Source organism: Bacillus sp. FSL W8-0645 (assembly GCF_038007905.1).
Classification (GTDB): Bacteria; Bacillota; Bacilli; order Bacillales; family Bacillaceae; genus Bacillus; species Bacillus pumilus.
In genome coordinates this window covers 2,028,739-2,044,446 of record NZ_JBBOYC010000001.1, presented here as the reverse complement: position 1 = coordinate 2,044,446, position 15,708 = coordinate 2,028,739, and the positions used below count along the sequence as shown (strand labels likewise).

Sequence of the window (15,708 nt, the reverse complement as noted above, 5' to 3'; positions counted from 1 at the left end):
ACAAAACTTCGTACGAAAACTATTAATCTCATAGGTCTACATATACATAAAGATAACATATAAACAGCGAGAGCATATCATTCGTTACGAAAGAATTAAACTAATTTTAAAAAACAACAAGACTAAATTGATAATGGAAGACAGAGCCATTTGTATTTTAACACATTTTGGCCATTTATCATCAGACTACAGTCTATTTTATTCCCAAACGTATGGTGTTTCTTGATAAACATAATAATTGAGCCAATTCATAAACAGTAAAGTGGCATGGGCTTTCCATCGATTCACTGGGACTAATGTGTCACCATCTTCTATAAAATAGTGGACAGGTTTTTGGACTGTATCACCCTTCAACAAATCTCTTTCATATTCCTGCTTCAATGTGTCCGTATCATATTCAGGATGTCCAGTTAAAAATACTTGTTTATCATCATCTGAAACAATTAAACAAACACCCGCTTCTTCAGAGACACTCAATACTTTTAAATTCGGCGTGTTTTTTAATTGTTCTGTATTAATATCTGTATGCCTCGAATGTGGGACATAGTATACTTCATCGAAACCTCTGACTAATCTTTCTTTTTTCTCTTTCACAAGATGCTCAAATACACCAAATTTTTTCTCAGCAAGCTTGATTTTCTCAATACCATAATGGTGATATAGGCCTGCCTGTGCACCCCAGCAAATGTGAAGAGTAGACGTCACATTCGTTTTACTCCAGTCCAAGATGTCCTGCAGCTCTTTCCAATAGGAAACTTCTTCAAAAGCTAAATGCTCAATTGGTGCGCCGGTGATGATCATTCCATCAAATTTCTTATGGCGAATCGATTCAAAGGTCGTATAAAATTCATCTAGATGCTCTCTCGACGTATTCTTCGGTGTATGCGTACTTGGAATCAAAAACGTAAAGTACACTTGCAAAGGAGAATTTCCGAGCATTCTTAGCAGCTGCGTTTCAGTTTGTATTTTTTTTGGCATTAAATTTAAGATCACGATATTCAAAGGACGGATATCTTGCTTGAATGCCCTTGTCTCATCCATGACGAAAATGTTTTCGCTCTCTAGTATTTGTTTTGCCGGCAGATGAACTGGTATGTTAATAGGCAACTCGCCACCCCCTGAATCAAAGCTAATTTCACTTCATTATAGGAACTTTCTGGCGATATTTCAATGTTTCAATTATGTTACAATGAAAAACAGAGCAAAAACAAAGCTGTTTCTCGAAAAAAAGGAGGCCGTTTATTTATGATCACAAAGCATTTATCAGATATTGACATCGCCCAAAAGGCAAAGCTGAGACCTATTCAAGACATCGCAGCAAAGCTGCAAATACATGACGAAGAATTAGAATGCTATGGTTTCACAAAAGCGAAAATATCTTTGACTATTTTTGACCGTTTAAAAGAACAAAAAGAAGGACATGTGATCCTTGTCACATCGATCAATCCAACGCCAGCAGGTGAAGGGAAGTCCACCGTCACAGTCGGGCTCGGTCAAGCCTTCGAAAAAATAGGGAAAAAAGCAATCATTGCAATGCGAGAGCCTTCATTAGGTCCTACAATGGGCATAAAAGGCGGTGCAGCAGGTGGAGGATATTCACAGGTGTTACCAATGGAAGAAATCAATCTTCATTTCACAGGAGATTTTCATGCCATTACTTCTGCACATAATGCCTTATCTGCGTTCATTGATAACCATATCCATCACGGAAATGAACTTGGCATCGACGCGCGCCGCATTGTATGGAAGCGAGTGCTTGATTTAAACGATCGTGCTTTAAGACAGGTCGTTGTCGGACTTGGTGGACAGGTAAATGGGTATCCTAGAGAAGACGGGTTTGACATCACGGTTGCCTCCGAAATGATGGCCATCCTTTGTTTAGCAGAAGACTTAACCGACTTGAAAAAACGTCTTTCTTCTATTGTTGTTGCCTATAATCAAGATGGGGAGCCAGTCACTGTTGGTGCACTTGGATATGAAGGTGTTCTGACGTTACTTTTAAAAGACGCACTCAAACCGAATCTTGTACAAACGATTGAAGGAACTCCGGCCCTCGTTCATGGTGGTCCTTTTGCCAATATTGCGCATGGATGTAATAGTTTAATTGCAACTAAAATGGCGGCGAAATTAGCCGATTATGTCGTAACAGAAGCTGGATTTGGAGCAGATCTTGGAGCGGAAAAGTTCCTGCACATTAAAACAAGAGCTGGTGATTTCAAGCCTGGTGCAGTTGTCATTGTGGCGACTGTCAGAGCATTAAAGATGCATGGCGGAATGAAGAAAGCAGAACTCAAAGAAGAGAATGCACAAGCCGTATTAAAAGGTATACATAATTTAGAAAAGCATATTGAAACTGTGCAAGCCTTCGGTCTTCCGTACATTATCGCAATAAACAGGTTTATCACTGATACAAAAGAAGAGATTCAAGCGATAGAAGATTGGTGCCTTGCACATGACCATCCAGTCAAAGCTGTGAATGTATGGGAAGAAGGTGGCGAAGGCGGGACAGCACTTGCCGAAGAACTCGCAACACTTATTGAAAAAAAGAAGAACAGCTTTTCTTATTTGTATGAAGAGCATGATTCCATCGAAGAAAAATTATCTAAGGTTGCCAAAGTGGTTTACGGAGCAGACGGGATCACACTCACTTCAAAAGCAAGAAAGCAGCTGGCAGCCATCGAGGAAAACGGCTGGGGACATTTACCGGTGTGTATGGCAAAAACGCAATATTCACTTTCGGATGATCCAGCTTTAATTGGGAGACCAAAAGGTTTTACCGTTACGATTCGTGAGTTAAAACCATCTGTAGGAGCAGGATTTATTGTTGCTTTAACCGGAAGCATTCTGACAATGCCAGGATTACCTAAAAAACCAGCGGCGCTCGAGATGGATTTATTAGAAGACGGCAGTGTGACAGGACTCTTTTAACCGGAAGCATAAAAAGCGATTTTATAAAAGAAGCATGTTACGATAGGGAAAAGTGAATCCTAGGAGGCTATGAGATGTCAATTTATGATATTCAGGTCAAGACCATTAACGGTCAAGAAAAATCAATGGCAGATTACAAAGGAAAAGTACTCATTATTGTCAACACAGCAAGCAAATGTGGACTAACTCCTCAATTTAAACAACTGCAGGAGCTATATGATCAATATCATGAAAAGGGCCTTGAAATTTTAGGATTTCCATGTAACCAATTTATGAACCAAGAACCAGAAGGAGAAGAAGCCATTCAAGAATTCTGTTCTTTGAATTATGGGGTGACCTTCCCTATGTTTGCGAAAGTAGATGTCAATGGTGACAACGCGCACCCGCTCTTTAAACATTTAACAAGTCAGGCAAAAGGTGTACTTGGCACGAAAACAGTGAAATGGAATTTCACAAAATTTATCGTGGATCAAAACGGAGAAGTCACTGAGCGGTTCTCTCCGAAAACATCACCAAAAGAATTAGAAAGCTCCATCATCGCTCTTTTGGACAAATAAGGTGCTTACCGTCATGCAGAAAAAACAATTGGAGGCAGCTGCCTCCTTTGTTTCAGATCGGCTGAAATATGAACCGACTGGACACGATGCGGCTCATATTGATCGTGTGCGGCAGCTTGCCCGCCAGATTGCAAATCAAGAAGGCGGCTCTCTTTTTGTGATTGAAATGGTAGCGATTGTTCATGATATCATTGATGAAAAACTGTCGAGTGAATGGAAGCTTTCACCACAGCAGCTTGAGCATCAGCTCCTTTTTTGGGAAGTTCATACGCGAGATATTCGTTATATCATGGACATCATTACAACGATGTCTTTTCGTCATCGACATAAGCAGAATAGACCAATAACGTTAGAAGGGGCCATTGTTCAAGACGCAGATCGGCTCGATGCGATAGGAGCAACCGGTATTGCGAGGGTGTTTACTTATGCAGGCGCAAAAGGGGAACCCCACTATACAAAGGACACACAGCAGGGCTCCGTGCTAAAACATATGGAAGAAAAACTGCTCAAATTAAAAGACTTAATGAACACTCGTTCTGGAAAGCAGCTTGCTGAGGAGCGGCATGATTTGATGAGCCTATTTATCAAGACATGGAAAGAAGAATGCGGCCTTACAGATGAGTAGGGTCTTTATGTGTGTAAGGAGGATGTATAGATGAAAATAACAGCGATAGAACCGACGCCAAGTCCAAATACGATGAAGGTCATTTTGACAGAAGCACTTGCCGGCGGGAAAAGCAACAACTACAAAAAGGATCAAAAAGACGAAGCGCCAGAGATGATTAAGCGTATTTTGAACATTGAAGGTGTAAAAGGTGTTTATCATGTCGCAGATTTCTTAGCGGTTGAGCGTAATGCAAAGTTTGACTGGCAGGGCATTTTGCAGCAGGTCAGAGAAGCCTTTGGTCAAGAAACAGAAGGCCTTCAAGAAGGATCGCAGTCTGGGAGTGACACATTTGGCGAAGTCAAAGTGTTCGTCCAAATGTTTAATGGGATTCCGATGCAAGTCAAATTAACAGACGGTGAAAGAGAAGAGCGGTTTGGCATGCCTGAACGCTTCCAAGCAGCCATTTTAAAGCTCAGAAGCAGTTCAGACAATGTCGTATTTGAACGTGTGTGGAAAGAACATGGCGTTCGTTTTGGTGACTTTGCAGATATCGGCCAGGAAGTGACAGAAGAGCTCCAAGCAGCCTATGATGATGAACGTTTAGCCCGCTTAACAGAGGCAGTCAAAGAAGGACAAGAAGCTGTAGATCGACAGGTGAACCGAAAGGCATATGATGTGACAGAAGAAATGCTGCGCGAGGAAGATTGGAAAAAGCGTTTTGCCCATTTAGAGCAAATGCAGCCAGAGCAAAAGGATATACCTGTTTTAATGAAAGCAATGGAGGACCCTAAAACATCGATTCGCAGACAAGCCGTTGTGAATGCTGGAATGATTGAAGATCCTGCTATTCTGCCTATTTTATATAGGGGGCTTAAAGATAAAACAGTGACGGTCCGCAGAACCGCTGGAGACTGCATTTCAGACCTTGGTGACCCGAACGCTATAGAAGCAATGATCGAATCATTAAAGGACCCAAGTAAACTTGTTCGCTGGCGTGCAGCGATGTTTCTTTATGAAGAAGGTGACGAAACAGCACTTGACGCATTAAAAGAAGCTGAGCAAGACCCTGAATTTGAAGTCAGCCTTCAAGTGAAAATGGCGATTGAGCGCATTGAGCACGGAGAAGAAGCGAAAGGTTCAGTATGGAAGCAAATGACAGAAAGTAGAAAAAATGCATCAGAATGATGAGACTTATGAGCAAGCTGCCAATGATAGGCAGCTTGTTTTTCTAAAATCATAGACAGAAAAATTTTTTTAGAAAAATTATTTTGAATATTGTTGAAATATACGAAAAAACTCTATATAGTAGTACCAATATAGAATATTGGAGGTCAGATTTTATGACACGAACCTTGCTGAGCGCTAGCTTCAGCAGCCATGTTGGTCATCGGTCATTCATCGGTGGCTAAATAAACAGAAAATTTGTAAAATAAAATCAACTCAAAATCATACAGTCAACAAGACTTGTAGTATAGGAGGCTTTTTAAACAGATGGCAGAACTTCGTAGTAATATGATTAAACAAGGAATTGACAGAGCACCTCACCGAAGCTTACTAAGAGCAGCGGGGGTAAAGGATGAGGACTTCGGCAAGCCATTTATTGCTGTATGTAATTCCTATATTGATATTGTCCCAGGTCATGTCCATCTTCAGGAATTCGGAAAGATTGTGAAAGAAGCCATTCGTGAAGCTGGCGGGGTCCCATTTGAATTTAATACGATTGGGGTCGATGATGGAATTGCAATGGGTCATATCGGGATGAGATATTCACTACCAAGCCGTGAAATCATTGCTGACTCTGTCGAAACCGTTGTATCTGCTCACTGGTTTGATGGAATGGTTTGTATTCCTAACTGCGATAAAATTACACCGGGGATGATGATGGCAGCAATGCGTGTCAATATTCCGACGGTCTTTGTCAGCGGTGGACCGATGGAAGCGGGTAGAACAAGTGATGGCAGAAAGATTTCTCTTTCTTCTGTATTTGAAGGCGTCGGTGCTTACCAGTCAGGTAAAATTAACGAAGAGGAATTAAATGAATTAGAACAGTTTGGCTGTCCGACCTGCGGATCTTGTTCAGGTATGTTTACAGCAAACTCAATGAACTGTTTAGCAGAGGCACTTGGAATTGCTCTTCCTGGAAATGGAACGATTTTGGCGACATCACCAGAGCGAAGAGAATTTGCGAAAAAGTCAGCAAAACAACTAATGGAGCTCATTAAAAAGGATATTAAACCACGTGATATTGTGACTGAAAAAGCAATTGATAACGCATTTGCATTAGATATGGCACTTGGTGGTTCAACGAATACAGTTCTTCACACACTGGCGATCGCAAATGAAGCAGGTGTTGAATATTCACTTGAACGTATCAATGAAGTAGCAGAGCGTGTGCCTCATTTATCAAAACTTGCTCCAGCTTCGGATGTTTATATTGAGGATTTACATGAAGCAGGCGGCGTTACAGCTGCGCTAAATGAATTGTCCAAAAAAGAAGGCGCACTTCATTTAGATACAATGACCGTCACAGCGAAAACACTTGGTGAGAACATTGCAGGTCATGAGGTCAAAGACTATAACGTCATTTATCCAATCGATAAGCCATTTACTGAAAAGGGCGGTTTAGCCGTTTTATTTGGAAACCTTGCGCCTGATGGAGCCATCATTAAAACGGGCGGGGTACAAGATGGGATCACACGTCACGAAGGACCTGCAATCGTATTTGAATCCCAAGAAGAAGCTCTTGAAGGCATCATTAATAGAAAAGTAGAAGCAGGACATGTTGTCATCATTCGCTATGAAGGACCTAAAGGCGGACCTGGTATGCCAGAAATGCTTGCTCCTACTTCACAAATTGTCGGGATGGGACTTGGACCAAAGGTTGCTTTAATTACGGACGGACGTTTTTCCGGCGCTTCTCGTGGCTTGTCTATCGGACACGTCTCTCCTGAAGCAGCTGAGGGCGGCCCGCTTGCCTTTGTTGAAAATGGTGACCATGTCGTCGTCGATATTGAGCAGCGCATTTTAAGCGTAGAGGTTCCAGAGGAAGAATGGGAAAAACGAAAAGCGAACTGGAAAGGCTTTGAGCCAAAAGTGAAAACGGGCTATCTTGCCAGATATTCAAAACTTGTGACCTCAGCCAATACAGGCGGAATCATGAAAATTTAATCTGAAATAGAACATTTGAAAATTGTCTCTCTCTATAGTATCCTTTATTCACAACATAAGGATTTTAGAGGGGGCTTTTTTATGTCAATGGCATATGAAGAATATATGCGCCAGCTCGTTGTGCCAATGCGCCAAGAGCTCACAAGTGCAGGATTCCAAGAACTAACGACGGAAGAAGAAGTAGAACAAACGATGCAAGAAGCTGAAGGAACAACATTTGTTGTTGTTAATTCTGTATGCGGCTGTGCTGCCGGCTTAGCACGCCCAGCAGCGACTCAAGCTGTGATGAAGGCAGAAAAAGCGCCCGACAAAATCGTCACAGTATTTGCTGGGCAGGACCGGGAAGCAACAGCAAAAATGAGAGAATACTTCACTGGTGAAGAGCCATCATCTCCTTCTATGGCCCTTTTAAAAGGAAATGAACTCGTTCATTTTATCCCACGTGACGAAATTGAAGGTCACGAAATGGAAGATATCATGAAAAATGTCTTAACTGCATTTGAAAAACATTGCTAATACACGTGTTGAAATGCCCTGTAACTAGATCAGGGCATTTTTTCTTGATCATGATGGAGGAACGATATGCTCATTACAACAAGCTTTAGAGCAAATGAACAAACGATTGGAACAGCAAAGGCACTTGCAGAGGATTTACATGGTGAGTATGTAGAAAGACGCAAACAATCTGTCAAACAGCTTGCGATAAAACGAGGAGATGTCCTTGTTGTCGGGAAAGAAAGATTTGAATGGTATCAGCCAAATGGTGAAAAGTTTTTCTTTCATCCAAGCTCAGCGATGTTCAGGGTGAAGCGGCTCTTGCGCGAAGAAAAGGATCCCTTAATTGAAGCAGCACAGCTAAAGCCGGGCGATTCCTTTTTAGATTGCACACTTGGCTTAGGGTCTGATGCGATAACTGCAAGCTGTGCGATAGGCAGGAATGGAAGGGTCGTCGGTATTGAAAAGAATCCCATTACGGCATTACTTGTGCGAGAAGGACTGAATACATGGGAGACGGGGATAGAGGAAGCTGATGAAGCGATGAAACGGATCTCTGTTATTAGTGGAGACAGTATCGAGCAACTAAAGAAGTATCCTGACTGTTCATTTGATATCGTCTATTTTGATCCGATGTTTGAGGAAACGATTCAAGAATCTACAAGTATAGCGCCGCTGCGTCATGCGGCAGAGCACGACTTTGATCACGAAGCAGCCGTGCAAGAAGCATTAAGGGTGGCAAGAAAAAGAGTGGTGTTAAAAGATCATTGGAAAAGCACACGATTTACAGCGGACTGTTACCAATTTCATGTCATCAAACGAAAAACAGCCCAATTTCATTATGGATATATCGAGAAAGAAAAAAGCCCTCTCTAAGGGCTTTCAGATTGTTGACAAAGGGCTAAAATGTTCTTTATTTTAGCCCTTTGTCTTCTTTTCAGCGTGATAGAAAACCTTTGAAGTCTAGGAAGGCCGAGCACTGGCGCGGAGCGAATTGAACATTCGTGAGCACCAGCGCGCAGACCTGACACCGAATGCGAGGGTTTGTCTACACGCTGAAAGCCCTCTCTAAGGGCTTTTAATCCGTAATCTCCATATAGACAAAATAAAACAGTGTCAGCAAGGAAGCTGTGACGAAAAAGCCTTCAAGCATACCTATTCCTCCCAAATTTTAGTTGACTGTACTGTCATTGTAAACGTTTTATTATAAAAAAGAAAGTCTCAAATCAGTGACCAAATTGAATGACTGAAAATTCATTATATGCTAGAATAGCAGTATGATAACTTATGGAAGGAATTAGATATCATGAAGATGTGGATGAGAAAAACGCTTGTTGCGCTCTTTACAATTGCAACCTTTGGTTTGGTCTCTCCTCCGTCGGCTTTGATGACAGACAAGCCATCTGAACTTTCTTCACCTGATAAAACGCCTTATACAGCAGTTTATGATACATCAGATGAATTGCGCAGCTGGGAACGATCGCAAGAGGCAAGCAAAGAGCAGGTAGACCCCTTTGAGCAATATAAGGAAGAGGTTCTATCAAGTGCAGAAAATCAATCCTTTCTCAAATTCGGCCGTAAAATCACACCTGTCATTGAAGACGAGTACAGAGAAGAGATTCAACCGAAAATTGAACAAGTGTTAACCGATGTTTTAACAAATTTCAAAGATGACGAAAAATTTCAAGATGTTGTGTTAACTGATCAGCCTTCAAGCGGAAATGGCGAAAAAATCTTTCACATCTACAACCGGAAGACTGGAGAAGATTTGCTCCGTTTTCATGTGAGAAGAGATCAGCCGCCACACAGCGGATATTGGTTTAACTTTCACTACCATACAGCAGAAGATGGATTCCAGACGCATCATGAACTCGGTAATATTTACTGGGACAAAAACACCCCGCCGAGCTGGATGAGCCACTAGAAGGAGATGTCATGCCAATTGAAAAAGTATACAATGAACGAAATGGTGCAGATTACAAAACGAATGTTAAACGAACGCGGAGTGAAAATTGAAGATATTGCACACATTGTGCTAAAGCTTCAAGAAAAATATCATCCAAACCTTCCACTTAGTGTCTGTATTGAAAATGTTGAAAAAGTGTTGAATAAAAGGGAAATTGTCCATGCTGTTTTAACAGGACTTGCCCTTGATCAGCTGGCTGAAAAAAAGCTGTTGCCAGAACCTTTGCAGCACTTAGTTGAAACAGATGAGCCGCTATATGGAATTGATGAGATTATTCCGCTTTCCATTGTCAATGTATATGGATCAATCGGTTTGACCAACTTCGGTTATTTAGATAAAGAGAAATTTGGTATTATCAGAGAATTAGATGAAGGTCGTCCAGGTGAAGTGCATACCTTCCTTGATGATCTTGTCGCCGCGCTTGCCGCAGCAGCAGCTAGCCGTATTGCTCACTCACACCAAGATATTAAGGACGAAGAGCAGGATCGAGTGAATCAAGTATAAAAGAAAAACATGTCTGCTCATGATTATGCAGGCATGTTTTTTTGGTGTTTAAACAAAAGCGGAAATAAGGTAAACTACAACAAGAACATAAATAAAGGATGAAAAAAATGAAACAATACAAAGAGTTATGCCGTCATGTATTACAGCACGGGGATGAAAAAGGTGACAGAACGGGAACAGGCACAATCAGCACGTTCGGTTACCAGATGAGATTTGATTTGCAGGAAGGATTTCCGCTGTTAACAACAAAGAAATTGCACCTGAAATCAATTATTCATGAGTTACTGTGGTTTTTAAAAGGTGATACAAATGTCAAATATCTTCAGGAAAATGGTGTCCGTATTTGGAACGAATGGGCAGATGAAAATGGCGAACTGGGCCGTGTATACGGAGCGCAGTGGCGATCTTGGGCTAGTGGGGACGGTGAGACTGTGGATCAGATCACAAAGCTGATCCACGATATCGAGCATAATCCGAATTCAAGAAGACTGATCGTCAGCGCTTGGAACCCGGCTGAAATTGATCAAATGGCACTGCCACCATGTCATTGTCTGTTTCAATTCTACGTATCAAACGGTAAGCTTTCTTGCCAGCTTTATCAAAGATCGGCAGATATCTTTTTAGGCGTGCCATTTAATATTGCTTCATATGCTCTTCTCACGATGATGATTGCCAAAGTCACAAATCTTGAGCCAGGAGAGTTTGTTCATACGCTAGGAGATGCACATATTTATCAGAATCATCTTCCGCAGGTGAACATGCAGCTAGAGCGCGAGGAACGCACGCTTCCACAGCTTCGCATCACAAGAGATGTGAAGAGCATTTTTGATTTCACGTTCGATGATTTTGTACTTGAGAACTATGATCCGCATCCGCATATCAAAGGAGAAGTCAGTGTATGATTTCGATGATTGTGGCGACAGGAAAAGACAGAGTCATTGGTCAAGATAATCAAATGCCTTGGCATTTACCAGCTGATTTAGCGTATTTTAAGAAGGTCACAGGCGGTCATACGATTGTCATGGGCAGAAAAACGTTTGAATCAATTGGACGAGCGCTACCTAACCGCCGAAATATCGTTTTGACAACAAGTTCTTCTTTTGAAGCAGAAGGATGCGAGGTTGTCCATTCCATTGCCGATATTTTGGCAATTGGGGAAAGCGAGACAGAGTTATTTATCATCGGCGGGTCTAAGCTGTATGAAGAAATGATGCCATATGCGGATCGTCTATATATCACGCATATTCACCATGCGTTTGAAGGAGACCGCTACTTTCCTGATTACAATGAAAACGAATGGACGGTTGTATCACGCGAAAAAGGCCATCGTGACGAAAAGAACCCCTACAATTATGAATTTGCCGTATATGACAAAAAAGGATAAATGAGTAGGAGGAGTACGGTTGTTTCGTTATTGGGTTTTAACGATTTATGTTGTTGTATCCTTTTGTAAAAGTTTGAGGCATTTGCATGCCCATGAATTAACTGATCCACGCATTTCCTATACGAAACGAATGCATCTCATTCATGAGCATGCAAAAAGGTTTGCCCGGGGATGTATTGACCAGTCAGGATCAGTCATGACCATTCACCAGCAAAAGAAGCTGCCAGATGGACCCGTTATTTATATCACACAGGCACTGAATCCAGCCACGACGACATTATTGATTGGTCACCTTGAGAAGCCATTTGCTTTCATGGCAAAGCCGAATCTTTTTCGATATCCGATTTTAAAACAATGGCTGAAGAAGATGGCGGTTATGCATCAGAATCAATCTGATGATGCCTTGTTAGAAGAAGCAAAGGAAAGAATCTTATCGGGGCAGAGTGTATTGCTTTCAGAAGCACATCGTCACATGGCAGAGGCACTTGCTGAAGATTGTGATTGTCCGCTTGTACCGATTGAAACAAGTGGAACGGATCGTCTATTAGCTGGAAAAGTCGTGAAAAGGCTGCGGCCTGTTAACGTTGATATTCATATTAAAGCACCTGTCATGATGAGCGATTACGCCCAAAAGCGCGCATAAAAAAACCAGCATCCACTTTCGGATGCTGGTTTTTTCATGCAGCAGGAATGTTCACACAATAGAAGAGAATGCAGAAGAATATCGACGCACTTCCGCCGAGCACAAAGCTGTGCCAAATCGCATGATGATAAGGGATTTTACGCCAAATATAAAAGATGGTTCCGACCGAATACAAAAGACCGCCTAATAGTAAGAGGCCAAATCCTGCGCCCGTTAATTGAATGTAAAGTGGTTTAATGGCAATGATAATCATCCAGCCCATTAATAAATAAACGAGGGTGGACACAATGATAAACCGTTTGACGAAAAAGATTTTAAAGACAATCCCGCCAGCAGCAAGAGCCCATACAATCGCAAGAAGCGTATAGCCGAGTGCGCCTTTTAATGGTCCTAGTAAAAAGGGCGTATAGGTACCAGCAATCAATACATAAATAGCCGAGTGGTCGAGGATTTCAAATACATCTTTTGTTTTTTTGTGCCGAATGCTATGAAGCAAGGTCGAGCTTAAATAAAGCAGCAACATGGACGCGCCAAATATCGAAAAGCTGATGATCTCTGTGACAGTGCCGTATTGAACAGCGAATAACACGAGAAAAACAATGGCTGGTATGGATAAAATAACGCCAATGCCATGTGTAATGGCGTTTGCAATTTCTTCTTTTACAGTAAACAATGGATGTCCTCCTTTTATTGAACCGGTATATAACCATCAAGTGACTTCAGGAATGAAAGACCTTCAAGTGTAATCTTCGTGCCGGCCCTGCCTTTTCCTTTCGTCACGTATGCTTTTTTCTCAAGATCATCTAATCGGCTCCTCACCTGCTGAGGGGTCAGCGGAATGTCGCCTTGTTTGCTTAATTCAGACAAGATGCGTCTGCTGGCTGCTTCACCTTTCTCATTGAGAGATTTAATGGCTTCTAGCAGGAAAACAAACTCTTGTTTTTCCATTAGTGTGAGCTGATGATCTTCCTTTTTTCCTTTTACCTCCGGCGAAAGAGGGGTTAACACAAAAGGCGGCAGGTGGTGTAAAAATACCGTTTGCCCCTCGAGAATGACTGCAACATAATGAACGATATTTTTGAGTTCCTGTACGTTTCCTTCAAACGGATACTCCTCCAAGGTTTCCCAAACACTTGGATCAATATCAGGCGCCATGCTCAGCTCCTGAAAGAAAGCAGTTGTTAACACAGGAATGTCAGTTTTTCGATCTGCTAATGACGGCAAAGGCAAATGGAAAACATTTAACCGATAAAACAGCTCAGGTAAAAAGGTAGATGAAACCCTCAATGCCTCTATTGATAAAGACGAAGTGGCAATGATTTTTGTTGCAGGAGAGATTTCCAGAAAACGAATGACCTGATGCTGCATAGGAATACTTAATGCGGCGATTTCGTCTAAATAAAGGATTTGACGGGTCTTTTCCGTGAAGGCTTTCTGCAAGGTATCTTCATCTAAAATGGGGCAATATAGATGTGTCAGTGAAGCGTTTGGAGCCGATGCATGAGCAATTTCATGGGCAAATCGTGTTTTGCCTGTGCCAATGTCTCCTGTGATCAAGACCGGCTGCTCGTGCTTTGTGAATTGCTTTGCCAGGTGAATGGCACGCTTCATTTCTTGATGTTCTCCATATATAGACGTAAACGAATGTGTGGTCATCGGGTGGTTCCTTTCTTTATGGTTCTTATTGGTTCAATTGTAACACCCAATAAAACCAAATGTACAGAAAAACGAAAAAGTTTATGAAATTTATACTTGATCCATGATCTATCAGTTTATTTTTTGAATATTCATGTTATAATGACAAATTAAATAAGGTTAAAGAGAAAGGATCTTGTACATGAAACCGTTGCTCAAAGAAAACACGCTAATTCAAGTGAAAGATATTTTAAAGGCCCATCAAAATTTGAAGGATGTAGTGATTCATACACCTCTTCAAAAAAATGAGCGACTTTCTGAACGATATGAATGTAATGTCTACTTAAAAAGAGAGGATCTGCAAGTAGTTCGTTCCTTTAAATTAAGAGGCGCTTTTAATAAAATGAGTCAGCTTCCAAAAAATAAACTAGAAAACGGCATTGTCTGCGCAAGTGCAGGAAATCACGCACAAGGTGTTGCCTATTCTTGTAAATATCTAGGTATCCACGGGAAAATCTTTATGCCTGCTACGACACCAAGACAAAAAGTATCTCAAGTGGAGCTTTTCGGAAAAGAATATGTTGAAATTATCTTAACCGGAGATACGTTTGATGATTCATATCATGAAGCAGTTAAATGCGGAGATGAAGAGAAGCGCGAGTTTATCCATCCGTTTGATGATTTGGATGTGATGGCAGGACAAGGAACGACTGCTGTAGAAATATTAAATGATATCGAAGTGGAGCCTCACTTTTTATTTGCAAGTGTTGGAGGTGGAGGTCTGTTATCTGGAGTTGGTACATATATCAAAAATATCGCCCCAGAAACCGAAATCATTGCCGTCGAACCGCTTGGCGCAGCTTCACTCCATGCTTCCCATGAAAAGGGCAAGGTTGTGACACTTGATTCCATTGATAAGTTTGTAGACGGAGCAGCGGTTCAGCGGATTGGCGAAAAGACGTTTACATCGCTACAGTCTGTTGTCGATAAAATTAGTCTTGTACCTGAAGGAAAAGTATGTACAACCATTTTAGAGCTTTATAATCAATGTGCGATTGTAGCAGAGCCGGCAGGCGCACTTCCGATCGCAGCGCTGGATGCCCATCGCGAGGAGATTAAAGGGAAAAATGTTGTCTGTATTGTCAGTGGAGGAAATAATGATATTGGCAGAATGCAGGAAATCAAAGAACGATCGATGATCTATGAAGGGCTTCAACATTATTTCATTGTCAATTTTCCGCAAAGAGCAGGTGCGCTTCGGGAATTTTTAGATGAAGTATTAGGGCCAAATGATGATATCTCCCGTTTTGAATATACGAAAAAGAATAACCGAAGCAAAGGTCCCGCGCTTGTTGGCATCGAATTGAAAGAAAGAGATGACTATACGGCGCTCATTGAACGGATGAATAAAAAAGGATTCCATTATGTTGAAGTGAATAAAGATCAAGATTTATTCCACCTATTTATTTAGGCGTAACAGAACATTGGAAAAGAGGATTGATCGTTTGTGCTGCTCAAAACAATATGTTTTAGACGGATGGATGGAGCTCAGATCAAGGTAACAGAAGTTCCTGTACTAAAGGGAGATGAGCCGTATCGTTTCATGCTCACCTTTAGACTTGAAGCTTTCTTGAAAAAAGTCTATGTATCTAAAGGAAAGAGAGCTGTGTACTCTTTCAGAGAGGATGTGAAACGTAACGTCAAGTGGAGCACATATGAGCAGATCTATCAGGAGCCTACACTGAAACACAATGCATAAAAAGGAATCTTTGTCAAAGGGAGTGAGCGGCTGTTTTAAAATGGCTGCTGCTCAGCTTGGCA

The 15,708-nt window shown here is 41.5% G+C and carries 17 protein-coding genes; 14 read left to right on the top strand and 3 right to left on the bottom strand.

Annotated features, from left to right (window positions below):
- Positions 1–198: 198 nt before the first annotated feature.
- Entirely contained in the window at positions 199–1,107 is a 909-nt protein-coding gene (gene metA / locus NST39_RS10230) for a homoserine O-acetyltransferase MetA (protein ID WP_326287214.1), read from the bottom strand.
- A gap of 138 nt (positions 1,108–1,245) precedes the next feature.
- On the opposite strand from metA, the gene NST39_RS10225 reads away from it, so the two are divergent.
- The 12 genes from NST39_RS10225 to NST39_RS10170 all read left to right on the top strand — a co-directional run bounded on the left by NST39_RS10225 (position 1,246) and on the right by NST39_RS10170 (position 12,252).
- The gene (locus NST39_RS10225; RefSeq protein WP_341028224.1) at positions 1,246–2,928 is read left to right on the top strand and encodes a formate--tetrahydrofolate ligase; all 1,683 of its coding nucleotides are present in this window, start codon (positions 1,246–1,248) and stop codon (positions 2,926–2,928) included.
- A 74-nt stretch (positions 2,929–3,002) separates the two neighbouring features.
- The gene (locus tag NST39_RS10220; RefSeq protein ID WP_044141163.1) at positions 3,003–3,485 is read left to right on the top strand and encodes a glutathione peroxidase; all 483 of its coding nucleotides are present in this window, start codon (positions 3,003–3,005) and stop codon (positions 3,483–3,485) included.
- A 13-nt stretch (positions 3,486–3,498) separates the two neighbouring features.
- Positions 3,499–4,110 carry an HD domain-containing protein gene (locus NST39_RS10215; protein ID WP_341028221.1) on the top strand — a complete coding sequence of 204 codons (612 nt, stop codon included), beginning with the start codon at positions 3,499–3,501 and terminating at the stop codon, positions 4,108–4,110.
- A gap of 30 nt (positions 4,111–4,140) precedes the next feature.
- Complete coding sequence (locus NST39_RS10210; RefSeq protein ID WP_341028219.1) at positions 4,141–5,277, top strand: conserved virulence factor C family protein; 1,137 nt, start codon at positions 4,141–4,143, stop codon at positions 5,275–5,277.
- A gap of 306 nt (positions 5,278–5,583) precedes the next feature.
- Complete coding sequence (gene ilvD, locus NST39_RS10205; RefSeq protein ID WP_044141166.1) at positions 5,584–7,260, top strand: dihydroxy-acid dehydratase; 1,677 nt, start codon at positions 5,584–5,586, stop codon at positions 7,258–7,260.
- A gap of 81 nt (positions 7,261–7,341) precedes the next feature.
- A complete protein-coding gene (locus tag NST39_RS10200) occupies positions 7,342–7,776 on the top strand; it encodes a BrxA/BrxB family bacilliredoxin (RefSeq protein ID WP_003215999.1) in 435 nt (144 codons plus the stop codon).
- Between the two features lie 66 nt (positions 7,777–7,842).
- Positions 7,843–8,631 (top strand): class I SAM-dependent methyltransferase, encoded by a 789-nt coding sequence (locus NST39_RS10195; RefSeq protein WP_106065466.1) that lies wholly within the window; start codon positions 7,843–7,845, stop codon positions 8,629–8,631.
- A gap of 430 nt (positions 8,632–9,061) precedes the next feature.
- Positions 9,062–9,679, top strand: coding sequence for a YpjP family protein (locus NST39_RS10190; protein ID WP_044141170.1), 618 nt, complete (start codon positions 9,062–9,064; stop codon positions 9,677–9,679).
- 18 nt (positions 9,680–9,697) lie between these two features.
- Positions 9,698–10,225, top strand: a complete 528-nt coding sequence (locus NST39_RS10185) for a phosphatidylglycerophosphatase A family protein (RefSeq protein WP_044141171.1) — start codon at positions 9,698–9,700, stop codon at positions 10,223–10,225.
- 107 nt (positions 10,226–10,332) lie between these two features.
- Entirely contained in the window at positions 10,333–11,127 is a 795-nt protein-coding gene (locus NST39_RS10180; protein ID WP_044141172.1) for a thymidylate synthase, read from the top strand.
- The gene (gene folA, locus NST39_RS10175; RefSeq protein WP_341028214.1) at positions 11,124–11,609 is read left to right on the top strand and encodes a type 3 dihydrofolate reductase; all 486 of its coding nucleotides are present in this window, start codon (positions 11,124–11,126) and stop codon (positions 11,607–11,609) included. The genes NST39_RS10180 and folA overlap by 4 nt, the downstream gene beginning before the upstream one ends.
- 19 nt (positions 11,610–11,628) lie before the next feature.
- Positions 11,629–12,252, top strand: coding sequence for a lysophospholipid acyltransferase family protein (locus NST39_RS10170; protein ID WP_341028211.1), 624 nt, complete (start codon positions 11,629–11,631; stop codon positions 12,250–12,252).
- A gap of 34 nt (positions 12,253–12,286) precedes the next feature.
- On the opposite strand, the gene trhA is transcribed toward NST39_RS10170, so the two are convergent.
- Together trhA and NST39_RS10160 are read right to left on the bottom strand one after the other, a co-directional pair.
- Complete coding sequence (gene trhA, locus NST39_RS10165) at positions 12,287–12,925, bottom strand: PAQR family membrane homeostasis protein TrhA (protein ID WP_044141175.1); 639 nt, start codon at positions 12,923–12,925, stop codon at positions 12,287–12,289.
- 14 nt (positions 12,926–12,939) lie between these two features.
- Positions 12,940–13,908 (bottom strand): sigma 54-interacting transcriptional regulator, encoded by a 969-nt coding sequence (locus tag NST39_RS10160; RefSeq protein WP_341028207.1) that lies wholly within the window; start codon positions 13,906–13,908, stop codon positions 12,940–12,942.
- A gap of 181 nt (positions 13,909–14,089) precedes the next feature.
- Here NST39_RS10160 and ilvA point away from each other — a divergent pair, with 181 nt between their 5' ends.
- Both ilvA and NST39_RS10150 read left to right on the top strand, forming a co-directional pair.
- On the top strand, positions 14,090–15,358 hold the full coding sequence (ilvA, locus tag NST39_RS10155) for a threonine ammonia-lyase IlvA (protein ID WP_044141220.1): 1,269 nt from the start codon (positions 14,090–14,092) through the stop codon (positions 15,356–15,358).
- Between the two features lie 36 nt (positions 15,359–15,394).
- Entirely contained in the window at positions 15,395–15,646 is a 252-nt protein-coding gene (locus NST39_RS10150) for a YpmP family protein (protein WP_003215729.1), read from the top strand.
- The last annotated feature ends 62 nt before the right edge of the window (positions 15,647–15,708 follow it).

Coding starts and splice junctions, on each gene's coding strand:
- NST39_RS10215 (WP_341028221.1), top strand. CDS start 3,499: ATGCAGAAAAAACAATTGGAGGCAGCTGCCTCCTTTGTTTCAGATCGG.
- NST39_RS10220 (WP_044141163.1), top strand. CDS start 3,003: ATGTCAATTTATGATATTCAGGTCAAGACCATTAACGGTCAAGAAAAA.
- NST39_RS10180 (WP_044141172.1), top strand. CDS start 10,333: ATGAAACAATACAAAGAGTTATGCCGTCATGTATTACAGCACGGGGAT.
- NST39_RS10225 (WP_341028224.1), top strand. CDS start 1,246: ATGATCACAAAGCATTTATCAGATATTGACATCGCCCAAAAGGCAAAG.
- folA (WP_341028214.1), top strand. CDS start 11,124: ATGATTTCGATGATTGTGGCGACAGGAAAAGACAGAGTCATTGGTCAA.
- NST39_RS10200 (WP_003215999.1), top strand. CDS start 7,342: ATGTCAATGGCATATGAAGAATATATGCGCCAGCTCGTTGTGCCAATG.
- NST39_RS10160 (WP_341028207.1), bottom strand. CDS start 13,908: ATGACCACACATTCGTTTACGTCTATATATGGAGAACATCAAGAAATG.
- ilvA (WP_044141220.1), top strand. CDS start 14,090: ATGAAACCGTTGCTCAAAGAAAACACGCTAATTCAAGTGAAAGATATT.
- ilvD (WP_044141166.1), top strand. CDS start 5,584: ATGGCAGAACTTCGTAGTAATATGATTAAACAAGGAATTGACAGAGCA.
- NST39_RS10195 (WP_106065466.1), top strand. CDS start 7,843: ATGCTCATTACAACAAGCTTTAGAGCAAATGAACAAACGATTGGAACA.
- NST39_RS10190 (WP_044141170.1), top strand. CDS start 9,062: ATGAAGATGTGGATGAGAAAAACGCTTGTTGCGCTCTTTACAATTGCA.
- NST39_RS10210 (WP_341028219.1), top strand. CDS start 4,141: ATGAAAATAACAGCGATAGAACCGACGCCAAGTCCAAATACGATGAAG.